Below are 25324 nucleotides of genomic sequence, written 5' to 3' on the forward strand. Positions count from 1 at the left end.
CGTTTCTTCTTGCGCGAAATATCCTCGGGGGGTCGGGGGGCAGACAGCCCCCCGTTGCCCGGGCTCAGCCTGCGATCCGCACCAAGGCGTGGCGTTTCTTGCCCGCACTCAGTTTGACAGTACCTGACAGGCGCGCGGCATCCAGCAGCAGCCCTGCATCGGTCACATCCGCATCATCCAGCTTGGCGCCGCCTTCGGCGATCAGGCGTTTGGCTTCCTTGCCGGAAGCCGCCAGCCCGCTGCGCACGATCAGTTGCACGATGGAAATACCGTCACCGACCTCGGCGGCAGTGACCTCAAGCGTGGGCAGATCATCGCCCGTGCCACCCTTCTCGAAAACCTCGCGCGCTGTCGCCTCGGCCGCGGCCGCCGCTTCGGCGCCGTGCAGCAGGGTTGTGACCTCGTTGGCAAGAATGATCTTGGCTGCGTTGATCTCCGCGCCTTGCAGCGCGCCCAGACGGTCGCATTCCTCCACCGGTAGATCGGTATAAAGCTTCAGAAACCGCCCCGTATCGGCATCGGTTGTGTTGCGCCAGAACTGCCAGAATGCGTAGGGCGACAGCATATCGGCATTCAGCCAGATCGCACCGCCCGCCGATTTGCCCATCTTGCGCCCGTCGCTGGTGGTCAGCAGCGGCGTCGTCAGCCCGAAGACCTGTGCGTCGATCACACGGCGGGTCAGGTCGATGCCATTGACGATATTGCCCCATTGATCCGATCCGCCCATCTGCAGGCGCACGCCATAACGACGGTTCAACTCCATGAAATCATAGGCTTGCAGGATCATGTAGTTGAATTCCAGAAACGACAGCGACTTGTCGGGATCGTTTAGCCGCGACTTGACGCTTTCGAAGCTCAGCATCCGGTTGATCGAGAAATGCCGCCCGATATCGCGCAGAAAACCAAGATAGTTCAGGTTGTCCAGCCATTCGGCATTGTTCAGCATCACGGCATCCGTGGCACCATCGCCGTAATCAAGGTAGCGGCTGAAAACCTGCCCCATGCCTGCGATATTCTCGTCGATCTGTGCTGCGTCCAGCATGGGCCGCTCGTCCGAACGGAAGCTGGGATCACCCACCTTGGTGGTTCCGCCGCCCATCAGGGTCACCGGTTTGTGGCCGGTCTTTTGCAGCCAGCGCAGCAGCATGATGTTCAAAAGATGGCCCACATGCAGCGATTTGGCCGTGGCGTCATAGCCGATATAGGCCGGAACCACCCCCGCGATCAGCGCGTCATCCAGACCTTGCAGGTCGGTGCAATCGGACATGAACCCGCGCGCGGTGATGATGCGCAGGAATTCCGATTTCGGGTGATAGGTCATCTCTCTTGTCCCTTGGTGGTTTGCGCGGCATGTATAGTGTTCAAAGCGTTTGATGCAAACCGCTATCTGGCGCGCAGCGCCGCACAAAGAGCAGGGATATACGCGATGCGAGAGGCAAGGGTGATCCGCGCATTGGGGGCCATGTCTGGCACCTCGCTTGACGGGGTCGATGCCGCCGTGGTCGAGACAGACGGCGTGCGGATCACAGGCTTCGGGCCGACCGCCTACCGCGCCTATGATGAGGCCGAGCAGAAGGTGCTGCGCGCCGCCCTTGGCAAATGGCACGGCGATGCAGGGCTTGAGGCCGCGCAAACGCTTGTCGAGGGGGCCCATTTCGAGGTTCTGTCCGGTTTTGACGCTGTGGATCTGGTCGGTTTTCACGGCCAGACCCTTGCCCATGATCCGGGCGGGCGCGGGACGCATCAACTGGGGGATGGCGCGGCGCTGTCCGAACGTCTTGGTCTGCCCGTCGTGTGGGATTTCCGCAGCAATGATATCCGGCTTGGCGGGCAGGGCGCGCCGTTGGCGCCATTTTTCCATTTCGCCTGCGCGCAATGGATCGGCGCGACCGAGCCGCTGGCCTTTCTGAACCTTGGCGGCGTGGGCAATCTGACATGGATCGACCCGACTCGCTACAAGCCGGAGGAAGAGGGCGCGCTTCTGGCCTTCGACACCGGCCCCGCCAATGCCCCGATCAATGATCTGGTCCATGCGCGGCTGGGTCTGGCCTATGACGCGGGCGGCAAGCTGGCAGCGCGGGGCCGCGTTGTCGATGGCGCGCTGGAGCTGTTTCTGGACGAGCCATATTTCCTGAAGATGCCGCCCAAGTCGCTGGACCGCGACGCCTTTGCCGACATGCTGGATCTGGTGCGTGAATTGGACGATGCCGATGCGGCCGCCACGATGACAGCCATGTCCGCCGCCGCCGTCATGCGCGGGCTTGAACACTGCCCTGTCCCGCCTGCGCGCCTTCTGGTCACAGGCGGAGGGCGGCATAATCCTGTGATGATGCAGATGCTGCGTGCAGGGCTGGATTGCGCGGTGGATCCGGTCGAATCCGTGGGTTTGGACGGCGATATGCTGGAAGCGCAGGCATTTGCCTATCTCGCGGTGCGCGTGGCGCGCGGCTTGCCGACGTCCTGCGCCAGCACCACCGGCGTGCGCGCTGCCGTGGGTGGAGGCATTATCAGCGGCAAGGGTGCCGACCGCAATTAGTTAGCGCTAACATAATTTGCATCCGGCAGGCTTGCTGCCATTGTGCCCCTGATCAGGCATGGTACAGTCTGCCGCGAAAGACAGACCGTGCCAGCCTGACAGGCAAAGGCGAACGATGTGGTAGTTGAAGGATTGTTCTGATGGCATCTCGGGTCATTCCGGTTGATCCTTTCGATCTGGTCATCTTTGGCGGAACCGGCGATCTGGCGCGGCGCAAGATCCTGCCCGCGCTGTTCAGACGCTATTGCGCCGGACAGATGCAGCCCGGCACCCGTCTGATCGGGGCGGCGCGCGCCGAACTGACCGACGCGAGCTACCGCGATTTCGTGGCAGCAGCCTTGGACGAGTTCGACATCGTCCATAACCACACGGACGAGCAGCGCAGCGCCTTTCTGGCCGATCTGCACTATGTCAGGCTGGACGCCACGGGCGAAGATGGTTGGGAGCGTCTGGCAGGCTTGATGTCGCGCGACCGGATCAAGGCCTATTACTTCTCGGTCGGTCCGTCTCTGTTCGGTCCGCTGGCGGAACGGTTGCACCGCCACGGCATGGCGGATGCGGGCGCGCGGATCGTCGTGGAAAAACCCTTTGGTCGCGATCTGGAAACCGCCCGCGATCTGAACCGCACATTGGCGCAGCATTTCGACGAATCGCAGATCTACCGGATCGACCATTATCTGGGCAAGGAAACGGTGCAGAACCTCATGGCGATCCGTTTCGGCAATATGTTGTTCGAGCCGTTGTGGAACAGCCAGTATGTCGATCACATCCAGATCACCGTGGCTGAAACTGTGGGCGTGGGCGGGCGCGGCGATTATTATGATCGTGCGGGCGCGATGCGCGATATGGTGCAGAACCATCTGATGCAGTTGTTGTGCCTGATCGCGATGGAACCGCCTGCCAAGTTCGACCCCGCTGCCGTGCGCGATGAAAAACTCAAGGTGATCCGTGCGCTTGATCCAGTCTCGCCGGCCGAGATTGTGCGCGGTCAATACCTCGCCGATGCCGACAAGCCCGGCTACCACGAGCATGTCGAAAACCCTGCCTCTACCACCGAAAGTTTCGTGGCGCTCAGGGCGCAGATCAGCAATTGGCGTTGGGCGGGCACGCCGTTCTATCTGCGGACGGGAAAACGGTTGCGGGCGCGGACCTCGGAAATCGCGGTCGTCTTCAAGGAAGCGCCGCATTCCATTTTCGGGGCCGAGGCGGGACGCCACCGCAATATCCTGACGATCCGTCTGCAACCGAACGAGGGGATAAATCTGGACGTGACGATCAAGGAACCCGGACCGGGTGGCATGCGTTTGATTGATGTGCCGCTGGATATGACCTTTACCGAAGCGCTGGGGCCTGATGCCGAGGATGTGCCGGACGCCTATGAGCGTCTGATCATGGATGTGATCCGTGGCAACCAGACATTGTTCATGCGCGGCGACGAGGTCGAGGCAGCATGGGCATGGACAGATCCGATCATCGCGGCTTGGGATGCAGACGAAGCAGAGCCGGTGCCCTATGATTCCGGCAGTGCCGGCCCCGAAGAGGCGCTGGCCCTGATGCACCGCGATGGCCGCCGCTGGAGAGAGATACGCGTATGAATATGAACGAATATCCCGACCGCGAGATGCTTGCGATCAATCTGGCCAATGTCCTTGCCGGACAATTGACCAGCGCGCTCATGCACGAGGATCGCGCGACGCTTGTGGTTCCCGGCGGCACGACACCCAGCCCCGTTTTCGACGCGCTCTGTGATGCCGATCTGGAATGGCCCCGCGTGGATGTGATGCTGAGTGACGAGCGTTGGGTTGACGAGGATGATCCGCGCTCGAATGCGCGACTGGTGCGCAAACATCTGCTGACTGGACGCGCCGCGGCGGCTCGTTTCCTGCCTTTCTATGTAGCGGGAGCGGATCCTGAGGATGTGTTGAGCGATGTTGAAAACCGGATCATGCCGCTTTTGCCGGCCTCTGTTGCCTTGCTGGGCATGGGCACTGACATGCACATCGCAAGCCTCTTTCCACGTGGCGACAACCTGCGTCTGGCGCTTGACGCGCAGGCCCCAGCCCTTGTGACCATGCGGGCGCAGGATCTGGACTGCACCCGCGTCAGCCTGAGCGCACGGGTGCTGCGTGATGCGCTGAACCTCCATCTGGTCATGACCGGAGAGGACAAGCGCGACGCGCTGGAGCGTGCCATGTCGCTGCCCCCAGAGGAGGCACCTGTCGCGGCGATCCTGAACGAGGTCGACGTGCATTGGGCCGCATGATGATAGACGCCGTCTGGTCAAAGCTTGAGGCGCATAAAATGGCGGCGCTGGCCCGTCCGATCCTGTCTCTCTTCGACGATTCCGACCGCGCGACGGATTTCGCGGCCCGTTTTGACGGAATATTGCTGGATTACGCCAAGACCACGATTGATCCTGCGATCAGGGCGAACCTGCTGGAACTGGTACAGGCTTCCGGTCTGGAAGCGCGGCGTGCGGCGATGTTCGGCGGCGAAGCCATCAACGAGACCGAAGGCCGCGCCGTGTTGCACACCGCGCTGCGCGCGCCGGATGATGCGGTGATCATGGTTGATGGTCAGGACGTCATGCCCGACCTGCGCGCGACGCGGGCACGGATGGTAGAGTTCGCGACAGCCTTGCGCGATGGCCGGATCAAGGGGCAGGGCGGTCCCTATACCGATGTGGTCAATATTGGCATCGGCGGGTCCGATCTTGGCCCGGCGATGGCGGTTCTGGCGCTGGCACCCTATCATGACGGGCCGCGCTGTCATTTCGTGTCCAACGTCGACGGGGCGCATATCGCGGATACGCTCAAGGGGCTGGACCCGGCCCGCACGCTGGTGATCATCGCCTCCAAGACCTTTACCACCATTGAAACCATGACCAACGCCGCTACCGCGCGCGACTGGCTGGCGCGAACTGTCACCGATCCGGGTGCGCAATGCGTGGCGCTGTCCTCGGCGGAGGACAAGGCGGCGGCATTCGGCATCACGCGCGAGCGCGTGTTCGGCTTTGCAGACTGGGTCGGCGGGCGCTATTCGGTCTGGGGACCGATCGGTCTGTCGCTGATGCTGGCCATCGGTCCGGACCGTTTTGCGCAGATGTTGAACGGGGCGGCCGCGATGGACGGGCATTTCCGCACAGCATCTTTGGCCGAAAACCTGCCGGTGATGCTGGCCCTGACAGGCATCTGGCACCGCCAGATCTGTGGTTATGCCAGCCGCGCGGTGCTGCCCTATGACCAGCGCCTGTCGCGGCTTCCGGCCTATCTCCAGCAGCTAGAGATGGAAAGCAACGGCAAGCGCGTGGCGATGGATGGCAGCGATCTGACGCGTCCCGCCGGGCCGATCGTCTGGGGAGAGCCGGGCACCAACGGGCAACACGCCTTCTACCAGTTGATTCATCAGGGCACCGATGTCGTGCCTTGCGAGTTCATGATCGCCGCACAGGGGCACGAGGCCGATCTGGCGCACCAGCACCGCTTGCTGATCGCCAACTGTCTGGCACAATCCGAGGCACTGATGCGTGGACGATCCTTGGACGAAGCCCGCGCCATGATGCGCGCCAAGGGGCTGGAGGGGGCCGCGCTTGAAAGGCAGGCACGGCACCGCGTCTTTCCAGGCAACCGCCCGTCGGTCACATTGGCCTATGACAAGCTGACCCCGCGACGTCTGGGCCAGATCGTGGCGCTTTACGAGCACCGTGTTTTCGTCGAGGGGGTCATTCTGGGGATCAACAGCTTCGATCAATGGGGGGTAGAGCTTGGCAAGGAACTTGCCACCGCGCTGCAACCTTTGCTGGACGGCGGCGAGACCACGTCAAAAGACGGATCGACGCGGGCTCTGATCGGCTTTTTGCGCGACCGTTGAAGGCGCGACCGGCAGATCAGGATGACATCATCCAGCCCCAGACCGCGAGCATGATAAGGACCATCAGACCCAGGACCACACATTCGCGCCGAAGCAGCCTTTGACCGGATTCGGGCGCAGGTCTTGATGCGACAGGGTGCGCGTTGATCCTGTTCATATCGTCAGTAGAGTTCATCCCTCGCTCCTTTGTGACGTTCCACATGACAAGCGGAAGCGACACCTGCTGCCACAGATGCCGCCCCCGTCGATGATCGCCTGACGCCAACCGGAAACTCCGCCGCCGTCAGATGATCAAGGCCGGCATCACTTCGGCACGAGGACCGAGTTGACGACATGGATCACGCCGTTGGACTGCATCACATCCGAGATGGTGACGCGCGAGGCGTTGCCGCTTTCGTCGAGGATATAGAGGTTGCGCCCCTTGACCTGTGCGGACAGCGCATCGCCCGAGACGGCGTTCATGTGATAGAAACCATCGCTGCTGGCCCGGGCACGGGCTGCGATCTGCGCCGTGGTCAGGTTGCCTGCGACAACATGGGCGGTGAGAACTTTTTGCAGCATGGCCTTGTTTTCGGGCATCAGCAGGGTGTCGACGGTGCCTGCGGGCAGCGCCTCAAAGGCTGCGTTGACCGGCGCGAACACGGTGAAAGGACCGGGGCCTTGCAGTGTCTCGACCAAATCGGCGGCCTGCACGGCGGCGACGAGCGTGGTGTGATCTGCCGAGTTCACCGCGTTCTCGACGATGTTGCGGTTCTCGAACATGTCGGCGCCGCCGACCTGCGGGTTTGCGGCCATCGCGGCCGAGGCTGTTGTCAGGCTGGTAGCCAGAAGAAGTGCTGTCAGTGTGCTTTTCATCGGAGTCTCCCTTGAAAGTTGCGCCCCTGTTCGGTGGGGCATGTAACAGTCACGGAAGCAGGTGCGGATAAGTTTCAGGGCGCTGGATTTTTTCTCTGGCGCTGTCCATGGCGAAGCCGTGGCCTGCCTGCGGCGCGGATATTTTCAGCAAGAAGAAGCGGGTCAATTAAAAAAGCGGCCCCGTCAGGAGCCGCTCTTGCAAGGCGGTGCTGTCACGTGTTCAGCGCAGGATCGAGCGGCCAGCATAGATGGCGGTGTCGGCCAGCGATTCCTCGATACGGATCAGCTGGTTATATTTTGCCAGCCGGTCCGAGCGCGCGAGGCTGCCGGTCTTAATTTGCCCGCAATTCGTGGCCACGGCCAGATCGGCGATGGTGGCATCCTCGGTCTCGCCCGAGCGGTGCGACATCACATTGGTCATCCGTGCGCGATGGGCCATATCCACGGCGCGCAAGGTTTCGGTCAGCGTGCCGATCTGGTTGACCTTGACCAGCATCGCATTGCCGCAACCGCGACCAATGCCCATCTGCAGACGCTCGGGATTGGTCACGAACAGATCGTCGCCCACCAGTTGCACCTTTGCGCCCAGCCGTTCGGTCAGGGCGCGCCAGCCGTCCCAGTCATCCTCGGCGCAGCCATCCTCGATCGAGATGATCGGATAATCGGCGCAAAGCGCGGCCAGATAGTCGACATTCTGGTCGCTTGTCAGGGTCTTGCCCTCGCCGGACAGGACATATTTGCCGTCGCGGAAATATTCGGTCGCGGCACAATCCAGCGCCAGATGGATATCCTCGCCGGGCTTGTAGCCGGCCTTCTCGATGGATTTCAGGATGAAGTCCAGCGCTTCGCGCGTGCTGGACAGGTTGGGGGCAAAGCCGCCCTCGTCGCCGACGCCCGTTGCCAGACCGGCGGCGCTGAGTTCCTTCTTCAGCGTGTGGAACACCTCGGCCCCCATGCGGACCGCCTCGCGGATCGAGGTGGCCGAGACCGGCATGATCATGAACTCCTGAATGTCGATCGGGTTGTCGGCATGCTCGCCGCCGTTGATGATATTCATCATCGGCACCGGTAGCACACGCGCCGATGTGCCGCCGATATAGCGGTAAAGCGGTTGGGTGGTGAAATCGGCAGCCGCCTTGGCCACCGCAAGGCTGACGCCAAGGATCGCATTGGCGCCAAGACGGGATTTATTGGGCGTCCCGTCCAGTTCGATCATACCCATGTCGAGGGCAACCTGTTCGGTCGCATCCATGCCCAGAAGTTCCTCGGCGATCTCGCCGTTCACGGCGGCGCAGGCTTCCAGCACGCCCTTGCCCATATAGCGGGCTTTGTCGCCATCGCGGCGTTCCACAGCCTCATGCGCGCCTGTCGAAGCGCCCGAGGGGACGGCGGCGCGGCCCATCGTGCCATCTTCGAGGATCACGTCCACCTCGACTGTGGGATTGCCACGGCTGTCCAGAATCTCGCGGGCGTGAATGTCGATAATCGTGCTCATGCGGGTGTCCCTTCGGGATGTCAAACTGCGTTGAGCGGGCTTGTAGTGGGCCGATTGCCCAAGGGGAAGGGGGCAGGACAGGGGTTTGCGCTAACCTGACCGAGGTTTGCGCTAACGGATCAGCCGCGCGATGCGATCCGGCGCAGACGGGCCTCGCGCCAGAAGGTGTAGATGCCGGATGCCACGATCATGGCCGAGCCAAGGAGAGTCGCCAGATCGGGACGCTCGCCGAAAAACAGCACGCCGAAGATCAGCGCAAAAACCAGCCGCGAATAGCGGAAGGGCGTGATCACCGCCACATCGCCCATCCGCATAGCGGCGACAATGGCTGAATAGGCCAGCACCGCCACACATAATGCCGCTACGAAAAGCATGGTTTCCAGACCGTTCGGCATCCGCAGGCTGTCGCCGGTAAAGGCCATGATCCCGAACCCGGCAGGCACCGTGATGGCAAAGGCATAGGAGGACAGTTGCATGGACGAAATCGCGCGCGGCACGGTGCGGGTGGCCAGATCGCGCAGGGCAAGACCCACCACGCCCATCACAGCGAACAGGGAAAACGGCTCGAACGCGTCAAATCCCGGGCGGATGATGAGCAGAACGCCTGCAAAACCTGCAAGGATCGCGCTCCAACGACGCCAGCCGACTTGCTCGCCCAGAAAAAGCGCGGCCCCCAGCGTGACGACCAGCGGCGTGGCCTGCAGGATCGCCGAGGCTGAGGAAAGCGGCGTCAGCGCGATGGCGGTGATGAAGCCCACAGTACCGATCAACTCGCCCGCGTTGCGGATCAGGACCGGGCGCGCCAACAGATCGCGCGAGAACAAAGCATCCCCGCGCAAGAGTGCCAGCAAGGCAAAGACCACCGCGCCGCCGGCACCCAGACAGGCCAGCACCATACCCAGCGGTACAGTGGCGGTCAGCATCTTGATGAACATATCCTCGATCGCAAAGCCAAGCATGGCAGCGGTCATCAGAAGCGATCCGCGCAGATTTTCCATTGCTTGCGAGCCTGTCGTTGAGGGGGAGGGCGCATCCGCAAAGGGGTCGCCTGTAAGGGGTCAGCTATCGGGCTTAGTCTTACCTGCACCCTTGCGCAAGGTCGTCTGCGCGCTTGTCCCTGTATCCGGGCGGGTTTCATCGGCCGTTGGCACGAGACCGTAGCGGGCCACCAGCCGCCAGACATGCGCGGGCACCATGTTCTTGATGCGCGCAGGATGGGCGCGGCGCAGGTGCAGCACGGTCTCGATCGCCTTCATCTCGACCCGCGTGCGGGCAAATTCCAGACCGCGCGGCCCGATGCGCGGTTGCAGGAAAGACACGATAGGGCGCAGCCAGTCGGGCATGCGACGCAGAGGCATACCACCGGCCGCGCGTTCGGTATTGGCCATGAAGCCGCGCACGGCGCTGTCGCGTTTGCCTTTGTCGGTCAGCGGTGAGGTTTTCAACTGGCCCCCCAGAAGTGCCAGCATCTCGTCGCCGCGCGGGTTGCGGCTGATGATCCATTGATCGCCATCGCCGCCCATATAGCCCACCGTGATATCGGCCAGACGGTTCGTGTAATCCACGCATGTCTTGCAGGTCATGGGAAAGAAATCGGCAGGCAGTTGCGAGATCGGCAATTGCAGGAAAGGGATCATCCGCGCCTTGCGCCCGTCGTCGAAGCGCAACTCGACCTTGAAGTCGGCGCGGAACTCCAGATAGCTGATCGCGTCCGGCGTATCGTCGAGCAGGTTCAGAAATGTATGGAAATTCTCGGTCGTTGTATTGTCTGAGCAGGGCGTGCCGATGACGAACAGACGCTCGAACCCCAGTTCGGCCTCCAGCGCGCGCAGGGCATAGATCTGGCAGGGAATGCCGATAATCGCCAGACGCTTGTATCCGGCGGCGCGGGCAGGTTCCAGCAGGGCCAGCAGCGGCGCATAACCCATCCGCATGCCACGACATCGCGTCAGCGCATCGGGATCGGTCACGATCACCGGCAGCGGTTTCCAGCGGTCGGCAGGGTCGGGGGCCACGGTCAGCACGGCTTCGACGGCCCCACAGCGCAGCAATTCGGCCGCCAGCGACGTTGTGATCCCTGTCCATTGCGCGCCTGTTGCGGGCGGGTCCAATCGGGCACGTTGCATTTGCGAATAGGGACCGAAAAAGCCTTCCTCGCCGCGCTGCGGGTCAGCGACGCGGCCATGTGCGGCTGCCTCAAGCGCTGGATAATCGGGTTGGATGAACTGGCACGCCTGCCCGCAGGCGCGCCCGTCGCCCATGCGCGAGATACCGCAATCGGTGCACAGGCCAGGGCGGGCCGACCCTGTAAGAACGGGGGCGTTCAGGCCTTGGGTGACGGGTGTTTCTTGGGTCATGGCCCAGACCTAGCGCAGCTTCCTGTCGCCGTCAGGTGTTTTCTGGTCCGCGTTTGTAAGGGACCCCGTAAAGTTCCAGCTTGTGACCCTTGAGGGTATAACCAAGCCTGCGCGCGATCTTTTCCTGCAACGCCTCGATCTCGGGATCGCAGAACTCGATCACCTCGCCGGTCTGCATATCGATCAGGTGGTCGTGATGTTCGCGTGCGCCGTCCTCGTAGCGCGCGCGACCGTCGCCGAATTCCAGCTTGTCCAGAATGCCCGCCTCTTCGAACAGTTTGACCGTGCGATAGATCGTGGCAATCGAAATCCGCGGATCAATGGCTGAAGCGCGGGCATAAAGCTCTTCGACATCGGGATGGTCGTCGGAACCTTCCAGCACTGTCGCAATTGTGCGGCGCTGCTCGGTCATTCGCAGGCCCTTAGCCTCGCAACGAGAGATGATCGTATCGGCCATGTGCCTGTCCCGGTCGTGATCCTGTCGGGCAGGGTTTAACGGCAGCGAGGCCGCAGTGCCACCCTGATTTGCTATGGCGGGTTGACTTATGGTGCAGGAAGGACGATGTAGCGTCCAACGCAAGGCCCTCTGCCGCGTGAGCAGATGAAGCAAGACCCGTGTATCCGCTGGATGCGAAGGGCGAAACAGGGCAGCGGATGTTTTTCCCAAAATCACGCGTGGGGATCAGCGCTATGGCGGCTGATCGGGCGTGTTGTCCGTCGGTTATGTCCATTGTGCAACCACGGGCGTTCCGCGACGGGACGCGCAACATCGGTATGATGGATCATCCATCATACCCGTGAAGGATATGACTTTGAACGAATTTGAAATGATGGGCCTGCCCACCGTGTTGGTGAAGCGTCTGGCCGAAACCGGAATCTCGGAACCCACCCCGATCCAGAGCCGTGCAATCCCGCATGCGCTGGACGGCAAGGACGTGATGGGGCTGGCGCAGACCGGCACCGGCAAGACGGCGGCCTTCGGTCTGCCGCTGGTCGCCCAACTGATGGCGGATCCCAAGCGCCCGATGGAAAAGCATGTGCATAGCCTGATCCTTGCGCCGACGCGCGAACTGGCCAAGCAGATCGCCGATACGTTGACAGGTTTTGTCAAAGGCACGCCGATGAAGGTGAACCTTGTGGTCGGCGGTCAGTCGATCTCGGCGCAGGCCGGGCGTCTGATCCGTGGAACGGATATTCTGGTGGCGACACCGGGCCGTCTGCTCGATCTGCTGGATCGCCGCGCCGTGCGTCTGGACGCCACGCGCTTTCTGGTGCTGGACGAGGCAGACCAGATGCTTGATCTGGGCTTTATCCACGCGCTGCGGAAAATTGCGGGCCTGCTGCCCGCGCAGCGCCAAACCATGTTGTTCTCGGCCACGATGAACAAGCAGATGGGCGAGATCGCTGCCGCCTACCTGAACAACCCTGTCCGGGTCGAGGTCAGCCCCGCAGGAAAAGTGGCCGACAAGGTCACGCAGCTTGTCCATTTCATTGCGAAATCGGAAAAGACCAACCTGCTGATCGAACTGCTGGACAAGCACCGCGATGAATTGGCGCTGGTCTTTGGTCGCACGAAACACGGCTGCGAAAAGCTGATGAAGACGCTGGAAAAAGCGGGCTTTGCAGCAGGCTCCATCCACGGCAACAAAAGCCAGGGTCAGCGCGACCGCGCGATCGAGGCGTTCAAGGCGGGCAAGATCCGCGTGCTGGTCGCCACCGATGTGGCGGCGCGTGGTCTGGATATTCCGGATGTGAAGCATGTCTATAACTACGAACTGCCCAATGTGCCGGAAAACTATGTCCACCGGATCGGCCGGACTGCGCGGGCGGGCAAGGATGGCGCGGCGATTGCATTCTGTGCGCCCGACGAGATGGGTGAACTGAAGGACATCCAGAAGGTGATGAAAATCTCGATCCCCGTTGCCTCGGGTCGTCCGTGGGAGCCGATGGATGCGCCTTCTGCGCCAAAATCCGGTGGTGGCCGCGGTCGCGGTGGCAACAAGGGTGGCGGTCCGCGTGGCGGTGGCGGTTTTGCTGGCGGCGCAAAGCCCGGCACGACCCAGCCGCGTCGCCGGCGTCGGCCCGGCGGTGGCAAGCCCAACACAAGCAGTCAGGCTGCATAAGATCTGTGAAAAGACGGGAAAGGCACTCTGCGGAGTGCCTTTTTCATGTCTCCTGCGTGACGAAGCGCAGGTTGTCTGCGCCGGATCGACCCAGATCGGCCCAGACGGGCAGGTGGTCCGAGGCAACCCGCGCGGGATGCCCGATATAGGCACCTTGTTCCAGCATCTGCAAATCCTCCGACAGCGCGAAGCGGTCCAGCTTGGCGACGGGACGGGCGGCGGGAAAGCTGGGCAGGCCCGGCATGAAGCGTAGCCCCTGCGCTATCGTATCCAGCGGCATGACCGATTTCCATTCGTTGAAATCGCCCGCAATGACCGTGGGCAGATGGGGCAATTCGCGCAAACAGCGCATGACGGCGGCCATTTGTAACAATCGGTAGCGCCGGATAAGCCCCAGATGCAGGCCGATCACCCTGAGCGGGCCTATGCCCGTTTCCAGATCGACACGGATCGCGCCGCGCGGCTCCAACCCCGGCAGGTCCAGATGGGCGGTGGCCAGAACACGCAGATGCGGGCGGATCAGCATGGCATTGCCGTGCCAGCCAAGGGATGCCCCCGGTCTGTGCCCGCCAGTGCCCACAGGCACGATCTGCCAGCCGTCATCCTCGATCATGCCATGCGGCAAGGCAGCCGGTCGGGGGGGCAGACGCTTGTCGGCCTCCTGCAAGACAACCAGATCGGCGCGCAGCCCTTCGATCACTTTCAGGCTGCGATCCGGCCTGCGCCGCAGGTCAAGGCCCACGCATTTTTGTAGGTTATAGCTTGCAATTCGGATCTGGGATGCGGACATGAAAAGGGTATAACGTTCCTATGAGGGAGGGTCACGATTGTGTTTGCAGATCAGACATGGTTGGCCCGTATCGTCTGGGTTTTGTTGGCCCTGTTCATGCTGGATGCCCTGTTCCAGCGCAACTGGCCATTGGCCTTTGTAGCGCTGGCCACGCTATTGTTATCGCTGACACCCGTTTTTGCAGCCCGGTGGGCGCAGATCATCGTGCCGCCGTCCTTCATCGCCGCCATTGTCGTGTTCGTCGGCGGCACGCTGTTTCTGGGCGAGGTGTTCGATTTCTACAACCGCTTCTGGTGGTGGGATCTGGTCATGCATGGCGGCAGCGCCATCGGCTTCGGCCTGATCGGTTTCGTGCTGGTCTTCATGATGTTCCAGGGCGACCGCTATGCCGCCCCGCCCATAGCCGTGGGTTTCTTCGCTTTCTGCTTCGCACTGGCCATCGGCGCCATCTGGGAGATTTTCGAATTCGGCATGGATCAGGTCTTCGGGCTGAACATGCAGAAATCGGGTCTGATGGACACGATGTGGGATCTGATCATGGACTTTCTAGGGGCCCTGATCGGGGCCGGTTCGGGGTATTTCTACCTGAAAGGCCGTGCCAAAGGCGGGCTAGCGGGGGTGATCGACGATTTCGTGCGGCGCAATCCGCGCTTCTTCCGTCGCCTGCGCGAGCGGGACAGCAAGAGGCACTGAACCCCTTGTAACGGCTTGACCATCTGCTGGAAATCCCGTCCACTTCTCCGCATGGATCGCAGGGACAGGATAGACGCCATCGGGGCGGTGGCGCTGATCGGCTTTGCCGCGGCCATGGCCTTCAATCAGGTGGTGATCAAGCTGGGCAATGGCGGGTTCCAACCCGTTTTCATGGCCGCTTTGCGGTCTTTCGGGGCATTGCTGGTCTTGCTGCTCTGGATGCGTCTGCGCGGTGTGCGTCTGGACTTGAGCCGCGACACGATCCTTCCCGGACTGGCCCTTGGCGCCTTGTTCGCGGCTGAATTCCTGTGTCTCTTCTGGGCGCTGGATCACACGACGGTCGCGCGGGCCTCGATCCTGCTGTATTCCATGCCGGTCATTCTGACGATCTCGGCGCATTTCCTGCTGCCGGGTGAGGGGCTGACGCGCCGCCGCTCTTTGGGTCTGGTGCTGGCAATGGCAGGCGTGGCGCTTGTGCTGGCGCAGCGCAGCAGCGGCGAGGCATCAATCCAGGGCGATCTGGCTGCATTGGGTGCGGCCTTCGGCTGGACCGGTATCGCGCTGGTGGTGCGTCTGACCCCCGCCCAGCGGCTTGCCCCCGAGATGCAGCTTTTCTGGCAGTTGAGCGTCAGTGCCGTTCTTCTGATGATCGCGGCGCCGTTTTTCGGCCCCTTGCTGCGCGATCCGGATGTCGCGCATTTTCTGGGGCTGGCCTATCAGATCGTGGCCGTCGCCAGTTTCGGTTTCCTGTTCTGGTTCTTCCTGCTCAAGCTTTATCCCGCGTCGGGCGTGGCCAGCTTTTCCTTTCTGACGCCGGTTCTGGCGGTCGGATTCGGCTGGTTGATCCTGAACGAGGAGATCGGAGCCGGAGTCCTGATCGGACTTGTGCTCGTGGCCGTCGGGATCGTGCTGATCAACCGCCGCCCGCGCGTTCCTGCCTGATCCGGCACCCCGCCTCAGGTGCCGCAAAAAGTCTGCGCGACAACTTCATGCGACAGGGGCGGTTGCGCCAGATCTGCGGCGTCGGGCTGATCGGTGAAAGGGTCGGACAGCACGCGCAACAACCGCTCGAACGGGGCCATGTCGCCACCAACCGCCGCTTTGATCATTTCCTCGACCCTGTGGTTGCGCGGGATATAGGCGGGGTTTGTGGCCAGCATCAGGGCTTGCGCCGCGTCTTCGCTGGCAAGCCGCGCCTGCCAGCGCGCATGCCATGCGTCATAGGCCTCGCGGTCGGTGAACTGGTCACGCGCATTGCCATGCGACAGCGCGCGGAAAGTGTTGGTAAAATCGGCCTGACCCGCGTGCATCAAGGCCAGAAGGTCGTCGATCAGTGCCGCGTCACCGTCTTTGGCATCAGACAGGCCCAGCTTGGCACGAAACGCGGCCACACGCTCGGCTTCGATCTGCGCGGGCATGGCATGGACCGCGTGTGTGAACTTGGCAATGGCGCTGTCCGTATCCGGCATCAGCGGCACCAACGCCGTGGCAAGCTGCGCCATGTTCCATACGATCACATTGGCCTGATTGTCATAGGCATAGCGTCCGTGCGCGTCGATCGAACTGTAGACGGTCACCGGATGGTAGATGTCCATATAGGCAGCAGGGCCGTAATCTATGGTTTCGCCAGACAGGGTTGTGTTGTCGGTATTCATCACGCCGTGGATGAAGCCCAGCGACAGCCATTTTGCCACAAGCCGCGCCTGCGCCGCGATCACCATTTCCAGCAATTCCGCAGGTGTTTGCGCCTGCGGATAATGCCGTGCGCGCGTATGAACATACAGCGCCTGCAAGCCGTCGACATCGCGGCGGGCTGCAAAATACTGGAAGGTGCCAACGCGGATATGGCTGGCGGCCACACGGGTCAGCACCGCACCGGGCAAGGGGGTTTCGCGGTAGACGGTCTCGCCCGTCAGCACGGCGGCCAACGCGCGGGTCGTGGGTACGCCTAGCTTGTGCATCGCCTCGGACAGCAGATATTCGCGCAGCACTGGCCCCAGCCATGCGCGCCCGTCACCCATGCGGCTATAGGGCGTCTGCCCCGAACCCTTGAGCTGGATATCGCGCCGCCGGCCTTGGCCGTCCACAACCTCGCCCAGCAGCAGCGCGCGCCCGTCGCCCAACTGGGGCGAGAAGCCGCCGAATTGGTGCCCCGCATAGACCTGCGCCAAGGGAGCCGCACCGTCGGGCACCGCATTGCCCGCAAAGACGGCAGCCATCTCTTCTGGTGCTCCTGTGGCAATCCCAAGATCGCGCGCCAGCGCCTCGTTGAAGGCGATCAGGCGCGGCTGGCTGACGGGTTGCGCTACCTGCCGCGTGTAAAAGCGCGGCGGCAGGGCGGCATAGCTGTTATCGAAGGGAATTTGTAGGGTCATGGCTACCATATAGGGGCTGGGCGGGCGTATTTACAGCACGCGGGACATGAACATCGTATGATCGCGGGGACTGAACCGTGCACGCGTATAGAATTTCTGCGCGCGCATATCGTCCCGGGCGACTTCCAGATGCAAGGCGCGCACGCCGCTTGCACCCAAAGCCTTGGCAATGCCGTTCAATGCCTCGAACCCCATGCCGCGCCCGCGCACGGCCGAGCGCACATAGATTTCATCGACGATACCGTCCAGCCCGCCATATTCGACCGACCAACCGAAGGATATCACGACATATCCCACAGGCGCACGGCGCGGTCCGACCAGCCAGATCGCCCCATGGGGCGAGCCGTTCAGCAAAGGCTTGACCGCCGCCATATGATGCGCGGTGTCCGTGTCATAGCCCATCTCGCCATGAAAGGCGGCGACCAGCGGCAGCAGGCTGTCGGTGTCTTCAGGTGTCGCCAGATGCAGCAGGCTCATAACCGCGCCAGCCTGTCTGTCAGCAGGGCAAAAAATCCGTCTGCATCAATATCGCCCATGAACATCGCATTGGGCGCGCGCCCCGACACGCCCCACCAATCCGCCACCGTCATGCCCATTGTCAGCTCGGACTGGGTCTCGATCTCGACATTCACATGGCGGCCTTTGAACAGATCCGGCCGGACCAGATAGGCGGTGACGCAGGGATCATGCAGCGGCGCCCCTTCCGAGCCGTACTTCTCCTTGTCGAAACGCTCGAAGAACTCGGTCATCTGGGCCACGGCGATACCAACATGGCTGCCGATGGCGCGGAAACGGTTGTTGCGCTCGGCTGTCACCAGCGCCTTGTGGGTCACATCCAGCGGCATGACGACCAAGGGCACTCCCGCGCGGAACACGATGCGCGCGGCTTGCGGGTCGACATAGATATTGAACTCGGCGGCGGGGGTAATGTTGCCGACCTGAAAATAGGCCCCGCCCATCAGTACGAGCTTGCGGATGCGCGGGATGATGTCGGGGGCTTTCTCGATCGCCATGGCGATATTGGTCAGCGGCCCCAGTGGGCAGAGCGTGACGCTGCCTTCAGGTTCGGCGCGCAGCGTGTCGATGATGAAATCGACGCCGTGCTGGTCTTGAAGCGGCATGTCAGGTTCCGGCAGCACCGGACCGTCCAGCCCGCTTTTTCCGTGCACATGTTCTGCCGTGACCAGATCGCGGCCCAAGGGCCGGTCGCAGCCTGCAAAGACGCGGATATCGCGGCGTCCTGCCAGTTCACACACCATCCGCGCGTTGCGCTGTGTCAGCGCCAAAGGCACATTGCCTGCAACGGCGGTGATCCCCAGAACCTCGATCTCGTCCGGCGAGGCCAGCGCAAGCAGGATCGCCACGGCGTCATCCTGCCCCGGATCGGTGTCGATGATGATTTTCTGCGCTGGCATGGAATGTCCCTGATCAGGCGGCGGGCGCTGTCTTGGATCAGGATGATCCGGCCCGGCAGCACGCGCTCTGTTATGTGGTCTTTATGGGATTAATTCGTCCCACCTTCAACGGGGCCGCGCGGTGATCCGCCTGTATTCAGCGAAACTCTGCCTTGCTTTTGCAGCGACACGCCCGGCCATATCCGCCGCATGCGCGGGCAGGGGCCAAGTCAGTCTTGTGCGTGATCGGTCGGCTTGCTGGCAGCACCACCCCCCAGCGCATCCATAAAGGTCTTGAACCGCCGGTTTGCCCTGTTCCACGGGAATGAAAAACCCGGATCGGGCTTGTCCCATCCCGCACCATAGTTGACTGCCAGCACATCCCGCGATTTTGCAGGGATCGGCAGCCCCGTCACCGCGCAATCCGCCAAGGGCAAAAGCGCCTCGGCGGGCAGGTCGCCGCATGTATGCGGATAGACATGCAGTTTGCCCTGCGCGATCCAAGCGGGGAACAGATCAATATTGTAGACACCCCCCGATTGCAGCTTGAACACGCCGGGATTGGGCCCTTGTTTCTTCGACAGCAGACCTGCTGCCTTCAATTTCGCGTAGGTGGCTTGCCACGCGCGTGCGGCGCTTTCCTGATCCATGGCATCCAGCAGAACAGCCAGATCCACATCATCGTCATGCGCAATCAGGCTTTTGTCGCGCACCACACCCAGAAGAGTCCCCGAGTTCAGGAAAACCGGCCCGACCACATCCTTGACGCGGCCCAGCATGGCACCGACGTCGGACCAGATGCTGTCATGGTCCTGCGTCCGGAATGTCTGCGGAAAATACAGACCCTCAAGCGAATGGCCCTTTTTGCCCAATTCGATCAACAGGGCGCTGAACTGCTCGAATGCCTCGTCCTCATGCGCGGCCACACGTGCCTTATAGAGCCGGTAGAGGGATTTCTGCGCCCTGCGAGGCCGTTTGCCCCCACCAATCACCAACAGTATAAAGGCCTCCAGATAGTCGGGCGACAGAAGCATATTCTGCTCTTTCGCCAGCGTCTCAAGCTCGGTCTCGTAGCGGGCTTTGCTAAATAGCGGGTTTCGCAGGAACAGTTGCGCAAGGGCAATATCGCGGATCTCGGACATCCTGATGCGCTGGGGCGACGCGTCACGCGGTTGCGGTGTCTTCATGGCGCACTCCGAGGGGAACCGATCAAAGCTGTAAAACGACCACCAGTTTGGTCAGGTTGCGCGGGAAAGACAATGCAGCCTTTGCCATAAAGTTACACTGACAGGAATTCCCGCGGGAAAACAACAGTGTTGATTGACCCGCTGAGGTAGGCGCAATAGTCGTTAAAGCACGTAATGTAAGAGTATGATATGCGGCAAAAATTGCAGAGCTTATCAGGGATGGGGTTATGAACGAACGGCGATTTGCGGCAATTCTGAAGCGTGGCCTCTCTCCTTACAAGCTGAGCGTCTACCAATTGCTGCGCGAGCGGGCGATTGCCGACTCGGCCTCCTACGCGGAACAGCATCTTAACACCGCGATGATCTTCAATGAGGATGTCAAACTTTGGGATTTCGCTGCTTCTGCGGCCAAGGTCGATGACGGACTGATCCTTGAATTTGGCGTATTCAAAGGACGTTCGATCACCCATTTCGCGCAGATATTCAAAGACGAGGCGTTGCACGGCTTTGACAGTTTCGAAGGGCTGGCTGAAAACTGGACAGGATATCACTTAGCCAAAGGCGCGTTCAATCTGGACGGTGCGATGCCCCAAGTCCCCGCCAATGTTACGCTGCACAAAGGCTGGTTCAACGAAACGCTTCCCGCATTTCTGAAAGCGAACAAGACCAAGCTGCGTCTGTGCCACGTGGATTGCGACACTTATGAAAGCAGCCTTTATGTGCTGACCCAGATTTCCAAACATCTGGTCAAGGGCAGCGTCATCGTTTTCGATGAATATTACGGCTATCCCAATTGGAAATTCGGCGAATACCGTGCGTGGCAGGAAGTCTGCGCAACGAAAAAGATCAGCTATCGCTATATCGCCTTCGCCAATATGCAGGTCGCCGTCGAAATCACCTGATCCGGTTGCGGAGGGCGCGAAAGCGGCCTTCGCGGTCAGTGCCACATGCAAAACGAGCGATCCCGGGACCGCTCGTTCTTGCGATTGATCTGCTCGCTCTTCGGTGATCAGCCGTCGAAATCGACAGTCTCGGTCAGACGCAGGGCGGCGCCCCGCAGTTTGGCCAGTTCCATCAGATTGACATCATCGGCGGTGAACTCGCCCCAGCTTTTGACCAGATCGTCAGGCTCTGTGCCCGGTGCGATCGGATATTCTGCATTCGCTTCGGCATAGATCTGCTGTGCGGCTGGCGAGGTCAGGAATTCCATCATTTTCAGCGCGTTGTCACGGTTGGGCGCCGCCTTTGTCATGGCCACGCCCGAGATGTTCACATGCGTGCCGCCATCCTCAAACGTCGGGAAGACGATATTGACCGACTCTGCCCAAGCCTGCTGTTCGGGGTCTTTCAGCATTTGCGCCATGTAATAGGTATTACCAAGGCTGATATCGCATTCACCGGCCCAGATCGCGCGGACCTGTCCGCGGTCGTTGCCTTCAGGCTTGCGCGCCAGATTGGCCTTCACACCTTCAAGCCATGTCTTCGCACCGTCTTCACCGTGGTGATGGATCACCGCAGCGGTCAGACCAAGGCTGTAGGAGTTGGTGCCGGAACGGGTGCAGATGCGACCTTCCCATTTCGGATCGGCCAGATCCTCGTAGGTGGTGACTTCGCCTTCGGCCACGCGTTCTTTCGAGGCATAGATGATCCGTGCACGGGTGGTCAGCCCCCACCAATGCCCCTCGGGGTCATGGTAGATCGACGGCACATTGGCGCGTAGCGTGTCGCTTTCAACCGGTTGGGTCAGACCGGCCTCGACCACTTCGGCCAGACGCGAGATATCGACGGTCAGCACCAGATCGGCCGGCGAGCGGTCGCCCTCGGCGGTCAGACGTTCGACCATGCCTTTGTCCAGATAGGCCACGTTCACGGCAATGCCGGTCTCGGCGGTGAAGGCATCGGTCAGCGGCTTGATCAACTCGGGCTGGCGATAGGAATAGACGTTCACCTCTTCGGCCAGAACGGGCAGGCCCAGCGAGATCGCGGTGGCGCTGAGCAAAGCAGTTGTCAGGGGTCTGGTCATAACATCCTCATTGGGGTCACGTGTTTCGATACCCCGTGTAAGCCTGACTTTTTTTGTCGGGTCAATACCTGAATGAAACAGTCGGAAAAAAAATTACTGACCCCGATCTGTCACTTTTTTCGCTTTATCCCGCTGTTTCGCGGCATTCCAAAGGCTGTCCATTTCCGCAAGATCGGACTGTTCCGGACTTGAACCTCGTGATGCAAGTTGTCGTTCTATATAGGTAAAGCGCCGCACGAACTTGGTATTGGCCGCACGCAGTGCCGCTTCGGGATCTATTTCCAGATGACGCCCCAAATTAGCCATGACAAAGAGTAGATCACCGAACTCCTCTTCGATCTCGGCCTGTGTCAGGCTATCGCGGGCCTCGGTCAGTTCACGCGCTTCCTCGGTGATCTTGTCCAGCACCTGTCCGATGTCGGGCCAGTCGAACCCCACACGCGCTGCCCGCTTTTGCAGTTTGAGCGCCCGCAACAAGGCGGGCAGGCCAACCGCAACACCGTCCAGAACGCCGCTTTGGGCCTTGCCCGCACGTTCGTCCGCCTTGATCCTTTCCCAGTCCACGGTCTGTTGTTCGGGGGATTTGTCGCGGCTTTCGTTGCCAAACACATGCGGATGCCGCGCGACCATCTTGTCGGATATGCGCGCGGTGATGCTGTCAAAGTCGAAATGCCCCGCTTCCTGCGCCATTTGAGCGTGATAGACGACCTGCAACAGCAGATCGCCAAGTTCGGCTTCCAACTCGGACCAGTCCCGCCGTTCGATCGCGTCTGCCACTTCATAGGCTTCCTCGATCGTGTAGGGCGCGATACTGGTGAAATCCTGCTCGATATCCCACGGACAACCGGTGTCGGGATCGCGCAACCGGCGCATGATCTCCAACAGTCGCGGAAGGCCACCATCGGGGGCGTGGATCAGATCGTTATCGGTCATTGCGGCGGCTCCGGTTTTCGGGTTTGGTGCAAAAGTGACCGCAACCACCCGAGGAGTCCAGCCAATGGCCGTGATCAACCGTATTGCCGGCTATGCCGATGACATGATCGGCTGGCGCCGCCATTTGCACATGCATCCCGAATTAGGCTTTGATTGCGTAAAGACCGCTGCATATGTAGTTGAAAAGCTGAAAGAGTTTGGCATCACAGAAATCCATGAAGGCATCGCCAAGACAGGGGTTGTCGCGATCATCGAAGGCCGGGGACCGGGGCCTGTGATCGGATTGCGCGCCGATATGGATGCGCTGCCGATCACGGAAGAGACGGGGCTGGACTACACCTCGACCGTGGCCGGCGTGATGCATGCCTGCGGCCATGACGGGCATACGACGATGCTGCTGGGGGCGGCCCGCTACCTGGCGGAAACGCGCAATTTTGCAGGTCGCGTCGCGCTGATTTTCCAGCCAGCCGAAGAAAACGGCGGCGGCGGCGGCGTCATGGTAGACGAGGGCGTCATGGACCGTTTCGGTATCACCGAGGTCTATGCCATGCACAATGCTCCGGGCTTTGCGGAAGGCGCGTTCTTTACCACGCCGGGGCCAATCATGGCGGCAGTCGATACATTCCATATCCATATCAAGGGCTTGGGCGGTCACGGTGCGATGCCGCACGAGACCCGCGATCCTGTTGTGGCGGCAGTCGGGATCGTGCAAGCGATCCAGACGATCAGCAGTCGCAACCACTATGCCCTGGATGATCTGGTGATCTCGGTCACGCAGATCCACACCGGCAGCGCCGAGAATATCGTGCCCGAAACGGCCTATGTCGGCGGCACGGTCCGCACCTTTGATCGCACCGTGCAGGCGATGGTGATGGAGCGGATGAGGGCCATTGTGGACGGGCAGGCAGCCTCTTACGGGGTCGAGGCCGAACTGATCTATGAGGTGTGGTATCCCGCTACAGTCAACGATCCGGCGCGTGCAGCTTTTGCTGCAGACGTTGCGGCAGAAGTGGTGGGCCCTGCCAATGTCGTCGCCGATTCAGGCCGCGAGATGGGGGCCGAGGATTTTGCCTATATGCTGCAGGCGCGGCCCGGTGCCTATCTGTTTCTGGGGCAGGGCGAGACAGCGGGCTTGCATCAGGCGGGGTATAATTTCAACGACTCTATCGCGCCTGTCGGGGCCTCGTTCTTCGCGCGTCTGGTGGAGCGCGCCGCACCTGTGGCGGCCTGATACAATCCATGCCGCAGTTGATCCGAGAAAGAGGGTGTCATGGCGCTTGAAGATGCAAAAAGTCAGGTGGACCAAGCTTTTACACGCGAAAGCTTGCGTGGTCTCAGCTATGAGAATGCCTTTGGCGGCGCTACGTCCTTCCTGCGTCGCCGCTATACCAAGGACTTGAGCGGCGTCGATCTGGTGGTGACGGGCGTGCCGTTTGACCAATCCGTCACGCACCGCCCCGGCACCCGTTTCGGGCCCCGCGCGATCCGCGAGGCAAGCTGCCTGCAACCCTATGATCCGCCCTATGGCTGGGGCTATGATCCGCTGGGTCAGTTCAGCATCGTGGATTATGGCGATCTGGCCTTCGATTACGCCCGCGTGCAGGACTTCCCCGAGGCCCTGCGCCAGCAGTTCCGCACGATCCTTGACGCAGGGCCGTGCACGGTGATGCTGGGGGGTGATCACTATTGCACGCTGCCCGTGCTGCAAGCCTATGCCGAGAAATACGGACCGATGTCGGTGATCCAGTTCGACGCCCATTCCGACCTATGGCAGGACGATGATATGGACCGCATCGACCATGGCACGATGATGTACAAAGCCGTCAAAACCGGTGTGGTGGACGCGTCCCGCTCGATCCAGATCGGCATCCGTACGGAATGCGACGACTATCTGGGGATGGACTATATCGACGCGCGCAAGGTGCACGAGGCTGGCCCGGCCTGGGTGGTCAATCGCGTGCGCGAGGTAGTGGGCAATCATCCAGTCTATCTGACATTCGACATCGACGCGCTTGATCCGGCCTTTGCGCCGGGAACAGGCACGCCGGTCTGGGGGGGACTGCACAGTTGGCAAGCGGCGGCGATCCTGCGTGATTTGGCGGGGATCAACCTTGTCGGTGGCGATGTCGTCGAGGTATCGCCGCCCTATGATACGACAGGGGCAACCGCCGTTGCAGGGGCCCATGTCGCTATGGAACTGATCGCCCTTTGGGGCTGGACGCGGCGCTGACATGTGATCGGAACAACTGGGGGATGATGCGATGAAGTTTCTGTCTTTGATCCTTTTGGCGGTGGTCGGTTTCGGTTTTTGGGTGCGGCTTGCCCCCTCTGATCCGGCGCGATGGCATGTGACGGCGGGCGATGCCGGCAACCGCGACTTTGCCGGCGCCGCGATCCGCACGGTGGCTGCCAGTCCGGGCGATTTCGCGCGGCTGGACAGGATCATCCGCGCCACACCGCGCACAACTGTTCTGGCGGGCACGCCCGAACAGGGGATGGTGACTTACGTGACCCGCTCGAAAGTCTGGGGGTTTCCCGATTACACCACGGTCGAGGCGCGGCAGGGCGCTTTGGTGATCCATGCCCGTTTGCGCTTTGGCTCTTCCGACCTGGGCGTTAATCGCGCGCGGGTGACAGGATGGATCGCGGCGCTTGAGGCGGGCCAAGGTCAGGCTTGACCGCCCGCAGGCTTT

At 61.5% G+C, this 25324-nt stretch carries 25 protein-coding genes; 11 read left to right on the forward strand and 14 right to left on the reverse strand.

Annotated features, from left to right (window positions below; genetic code table 11):
* Positions 1 to 64 precede the first annotated feature (64 nt).
* Positions 65 to 1321: a tyrosine--tRNA ligase gene (gene tyrS, locus K7H22_RS01085; RefSeq protein WP_230798709.1), complete on the reverse strand. Its 1257-nt coding sequence runs from the start codon at positions 1319 to 1321 to the stop codon at positions 65 to 67.
* 105 nt (positions 1322 to 1426) lie between these two features.
* Here tyrS and K7H22_RS01090 point away from each other — a divergent pair, with 105 nt between their 5' ends.
* From K7H22_RS01090 to pgi, 4 genes are all read left to right on the forward strand, one after another.
* Positions 1427 to 2536: an anhydro-N-acetylmuramic acid kinase gene (locus K7H22_RS01090; protein WP_230798711.1), complete on the forward strand. Its 1110-nt coding sequence runs from the start codon at positions 1427 to 1429 to the stop codon at positions 2534 to 2536.
* Between the two features lie 140 nt (positions 2537 to 2676).
* A complete protein-coding gene (gene zwf, locus K7H22_RS01095; protein ID WP_230798712.1) occupies positions 2677 to 4131 on the forward strand; it encodes a glucose-6-phosphate dehydrogenase in 1455 nt (484 codons plus the stop codon).
* Positions 4128 to 4799: a 6-phosphogluconolactonase gene (gene pgl / locus K7H22_RS01100; RefSeq protein WP_230798714.1), complete on the forward strand. Its 672-nt coding sequence runs from the start codon at positions 4128 to 4130 to the stop codon at positions 4797 to 4799. The genes zwf and pgl overlap by 4 nt, the downstream gene beginning before the upstream one ends.
* A 2-nt stretch (positions 4800 to 4801) precedes the next feature.
* On the forward strand, positions 4802 to 6406 hold the full coding sequence (gene pgi, locus K7H22_RS01105) for a glucose-6-phosphate isomerase (RefSeq protein ID WP_230798968.1): 1605 nt from the start codon (positions 4802 to 4804) through the stop codon (positions 6404 to 6406).
* A 16-nt stretch (positions 6407 to 6422) separates the two neighbouring features.
* Here pgi and K7H22_RS01110 read toward each other — a convergent pair whose 3' ends face one another.
* The 6 genes from K7H22_RS01110 to K7H22_RS01135 form a co-directional block, all read right to left on the reverse strand.
* Positions 6423 to 6581: a hypothetical protein gene (locus K7H22_RS01110; protein ID WP_230798716.1), complete on the reverse strand. Its 159-nt coding sequence runs from the start codon at positions 6579 to 6581 to the stop codon at positions 6423 to 6425.
* 128 nt (positions 6582 to 6709) lie between these two features.
* Positions 6710 to 7261, reverse strand: coding sequence for a fasciclin domain-containing protein (locus tag K7H22_RS01115; protein ID WP_230798718.1), 552 nt, complete (start codon positions 7259 to 7261; stop codon positions 6710 to 6712).
* Between the two features lie 220 nt (positions 7262 to 7481).
* The gene (gene eno, locus K7H22_RS01120) at positions 7482 to 8756 is read right to left on the reverse strand and encodes a phosphopyruvate hydratase (RefSeq protein ID WP_230798719.1); all 1275 of its coding nucleotides are present in this window, start codon (positions 8754 to 8756) and stop codon (positions 7482 to 7484) included.
* A 119-nt stretch (positions 8757 to 8875) separates the two neighbouring features.
* Positions 8876 to 9754: a DMT family transporter gene (locus tag K7H22_RS01125; protein WP_230798721.1), complete on the reverse strand. Its 879-nt coding sequence runs from the start codon at positions 9752 to 9754 to the stop codon at positions 8876 to 8878.
* A gap of 60 nt (positions 9755 to 9814) precedes the next feature.
* On the reverse strand, positions 9815 to 11113 hold the full coding sequence (locus K7H22_RS01130; RefSeq protein ID WP_230798723.1) for a Coenzyme F420 hydrogenase/dehydrogenase, beta subunit C-terminal domain: 1299 nt from the start codon (positions 11111 to 11113) through the stop codon (positions 9815 to 9817).
* Between the two features lie 31 nt (positions 11114 to 11144).
* Positions 11145 to 11570 (reverse strand): Fur family transcriptional regulator, encoded by a 426-nt coding sequence (locus K7H22_RS01135; RefSeq protein ID WP_230798725.1) that lies wholly within the window; start codon positions 11568 to 11570, stop codon positions 11145 to 11147.
* Positions 11571 to 11925: 355 nt separating this feature from the next.
* On the opposite strand from K7H22_RS01135, the gene K7H22_RS01140 reads away from it, so the two are divergent.
* Positions 11926 to 13236: a DEAD/DEAH box helicase gene (locus tag K7H22_RS01140; RefSeq protein WP_230798727.1), complete on the forward strand. Its 1311-nt coding sequence runs from the start codon at positions 11926 to 11928 to the stop codon at positions 13234 to 13236.
* Positions 13237 to 13279: 43 nt separating this feature from the next.
* Here the strand turns inward: K7H22_RS01140 and K7H22_RS01145 are convergent, their stop codons facing one another.
* Positions 13280 to 14026 carry an endonuclease/exonuclease/phosphatase family protein gene (locus K7H22_RS01145; protein ID WP_230798729.1) on the reverse strand — a complete coding sequence of 249 codons (747 nt, stop codon included), beginning with the start codon at positions 14024 to 14026 and terminating at the stop codon, positions 13280 to 13282.
* Between the two features lie 39 nt (positions 14027 to 14065).
* Here K7H22_RS01145 and K7H22_RS01150 point away from each other — a divergent pair, with 39 nt between their 5' ends.
* Positions 14066 to 14719, forward strand: coding sequence for a hypothetical protein (locus K7H22_RS01150; RefSeq protein WP_230798730.1), 654 nt, complete (start codon positions 14066 to 14068; stop codon positions 14717 to 14719).
* A 51-nt stretch (positions 14720 to 14770) separates the two neighbouring features.
* A complete protein-coding gene (locus K7H22_RS01155; protein WP_230798732.1) occupies positions 14771 to 15661 on the forward strand; it encodes a DMT family transporter in 891 nt (296 codons plus the stop codon).
* Positions 15662 to 15675: 14 nt separating this feature from the next.
* Here K7H22_RS01155 and K7H22_RS01160 read toward each other — a convergent pair whose 3' ends face one another.
* The 4 genes from K7H22_RS01160 to K7H22_RS01175 form a co-directional block, all read right to left on the reverse strand.
* Positions 15676 to 17094 (reverse strand): protein adenylyltransferase SelO, encoded by a 1419-nt coding sequence (locus K7H22_RS01160; RefSeq protein WP_230798734.1) that lies wholly within the window; start codon positions 17092 to 17094, stop codon positions 15676 to 15678.
* A 30-nt stretch (positions 17095 to 17124) separates the two neighbouring features.
* Positions 17125 to 17571, reverse strand: a complete 447-nt coding sequence (locus K7H22_RS01165; protein WP_230798735.1) for a GNAT family N-acetyltransferase — start codon at positions 17569 to 17571, stop codon at positions 17125 to 17127.
* Positions 17568 to 18509 (reverse strand): nucleoside hydrolase, encoded by a 942-nt coding sequence (locus K7H22_RS01170; RefSeq protein ID WP_230798737.1) that lies wholly within the window; start codon positions 18507 to 18509, stop codon positions 17568 to 17570. Before K7H22_RS01170 ends, K7H22_RS01165 begins: the two co-directional genes overlap by 4 nt.
* Before the next feature lie 209 nt (positions 18510 to 18718).
* Positions 18719 to 19675 (reverse strand): LicD family protein, encoded by a 957-nt coding sequence (locus tag K7H22_RS01175; RefSeq protein ID WP_230798739.1) that lies wholly within the window; start codon positions 19673 to 19675, stop codon positions 18719 to 18721.
* A 227-nt stretch (positions 19676 to 19902) separates the two neighbouring features.
* On the opposite strand from K7H22_RS01175, the gene K7H22_RS01180 reads away from it, so the two are divergent.
* Positions 19903 to 20577, forward strand: coding sequence for a class I SAM-dependent methyltransferase (locus tag K7H22_RS01180; protein ID WP_230798741.1), 675 nt, complete (start codon positions 19903 to 19905; stop codon positions 20575 to 20577).
* A gap of 107 nt (positions 20578 to 20684) precedes the next feature.
* Here the strand turns inward: K7H22_RS01180 and K7H22_RS01185 are convergent, their stop codons facing one another.
* On the reverse strand, positions 20685 to 21698 hold the full coding sequence (locus K7H22_RS01185; protein WP_230798742.1) for a Fe(3+) ABC transporter substrate-binding protein: 1014 nt from the start codon (positions 21696 to 21698) through the stop codon (positions 20685 to 20687).
* A 93-nt stretch (positions 21699 to 21791) separates the two neighbouring features.
* Positions 21792 to 22631, reverse strand: coding sequence for a nucleoside triphosphate pyrophosphohydrolase (gene mazG / locus K7H22_RS01190; protein ID WP_230798744.1), 840 nt, complete (start codon positions 22629 to 22631; stop codon positions 21792 to 21794).
* A 64-nt stretch (positions 22632 to 22695) separates the two neighbouring features.
* Between mazG and K7H22_RS01195 the strand changes: the two genes are divergently transcribed.
* Genes K7H22_RS01195 through K7H22_RS01205 form a run of 3 tightly spaced genes read left to right on the forward strand, consistent with a single transcriptional unit; the run spans position 22696 to position 25309 of the window.
* The gene (locus tag K7H22_RS01195; protein WP_230798746.1) at positions 22696 to 23862 is read left to right on the forward strand and encodes a M20 aminoacylase family protein; all 1167 of its coding nucleotides are present in this window, start codon (positions 22696 to 22698) and stop codon (positions 23860 to 23862) included.
* A 39-nt stretch (positions 23863 to 23901) separates the two neighbouring features.
* On the forward strand, positions 23902 to 24861 hold the full coding sequence (speB, locus tag K7H22_RS01200) for an agmatinase (protein WP_230798747.1): 960 nt from the start codon (positions 23902 to 23904) through the stop codon (positions 24859 to 24861).
* 31 nt (positions 24862 to 24892) lie between these two features.
* Positions 24893 to 25309, forward strand: coding sequence for a DUF1499 domain-containing protein (locus K7H22_RS01205; protein WP_230798749.1), 417 nt, complete (start codon positions 24893 to 24895; stop codon positions 25307 to 25309).
* The last annotated feature ends 15 nt before the right edge of the window (positions 25310 to 25324 follow it).

It is taken from the genome of Seohaeicola saemankumensis, assembly GCF_021021435.1.
Taxonomy (GTDB): Bacteria; Pseudomonadota; Alphaproteobacteria; order Rhodobacterales; family Rhodobacteraceae; genus Seohaeicola.

Coding starts and splice junctions, on each gene's coding strand:
- K7H22_RS01205 (WP_230798749.1), top strand. CDS start 24,893: ATGAAGTTTCTGTCTTTGATCCTTTTGGCGGTGGTCGGTTTCGGTTTT.
- K7H22_RS01185 (WP_230798742.1), bottom strand. CDS start 21,698: ATGACCAGACCCCTGACAACTGCTTTGCTCAGCGCCACCGCGATCTCG.
- K7H22_RS01090 (WP_230798711.1), top strand. CDS start 1,427: ATGCGAGAGGCAAGGGTGATCCGCGCATTGGGGGCCATGTCTGGCACC.
- zwf (WP_230798712.1), top strand. CDS start 2,677: ATGGCATCTCGGGTCATTCCGGTTGATCCTTTCGATCTGGTCATCTTT.
- mazG (WP_230798744.1), bottom strand. CDS start 22,631: ATGACCGATAACGATCTGATCCACGCCCCCGATGGTGGCCTTCCGCGA.
- K7H22_RS01125 (WP_230798721.1), bottom strand. CDS start 9,754: ATGGAAAATCTGCGCGGATCGCTTCTGATGACCGCTGCCATGCTTGGC.
- pgl (WP_230798714.1), top strand. CDS start 4,128: ATGAATATGAACGAATATCCCGACCGCGAGATGCTTGCGATCAATCTG.
- tyrS (WP_230798709.1), bottom strand. CDS start 1,321: ATGACCTATCACCCGAAATCGGAATTCCTGCGCATCATCACCGCGCGC.
- speB (WP_230798747.1), top strand. CDS start 23,902: ATGGCGCTTGAAGATGCAAAAAGTCAGGTGGACCAAGCTTTTACACGC.
- K7H22_RS01175 (WP_230798739.1), bottom strand. CDS start 19,675: ATGAAGACACCGCAACCGCGTGACGCGTCGCCCCAGCGCATCAGGATG.
- K7H22_RS01110 (WP_230798716.1), bottom strand. CDS start 6,581: ATGAACTCTACTGACGATATGAACAGGATCAACGCGCACCCTGTCGCA.
- K7H22_RS01180 (WP_230798741.1), top strand. CDS start 19,903: ATGAACGAACGGCGATTTGCGGCAATTCTGAAGCGTGGCCTCTCTCCT.
- K7H22_RS01145 (WP_230798729.1), bottom strand. CDS start 14,026: ATGTCCGCATCCCAGATCCGAATTGCAAGCTATAACCTACAAAAATGC.
- K7H22_RS01165 (WP_230798735.1), bottom strand. CDS start 17,571: ATGAGCCTGCTGCATCTGGCGACACCTGAAGACACCGACAGCCTGCTG.
- K7H22_RS01170 (WP_230798737.1), bottom strand. CDS start 18,509: ATGCCAGCGCAGAAAATCATCATCGACACCGATCCGGGGCAGGATGAC.
- K7H22_RS01135 (WP_230798725.1), bottom strand. CDS start 11,570: ATGGCCGATACGATCATCTCTCGTTGCGAGGCTAAGGGCCTGCGAATG.
- K7H22_RS01160 (WP_230798734.1), bottom strand. CDS start 17,094: ATGACCCTACAAATTCCCTTCGATAACAGCTATGCCGCCCTGCCGCCG.
- K7H22_RS01115 (WP_230798718.1), bottom strand. CDS start 7,261: ATGAAAAGCACACTGACAGCACTTCTTCTGGCTACCAGCCTGACAACA.
- eno (WP_230798719.1), bottom strand. CDS start 8,756: ATGAGCACGATTATCGACATTCACGCCCGCGAGATTCTGGACAGCCGT.
- K7H22_RS01130 (WP_230798723.1), bottom strand. CDS start 11,113: ATGACCCAAGAAACACCCGTCACCCAAGGCCTGAACGCCCCCGTTCTT.
- K7H22_RS01155 (WP_230798732.1), top strand. CDS start 14,771: ATGGATCGCAGGGACAGGATAGACGCCATCGGGGCGGTGGCGCTGATC.
- K7H22_RS01195 (WP_230798746.1), top strand. CDS start 22,696: ATGGCCGTGATCAACCGTATTGCCGGCTATGCCGATGACATGATCGGC.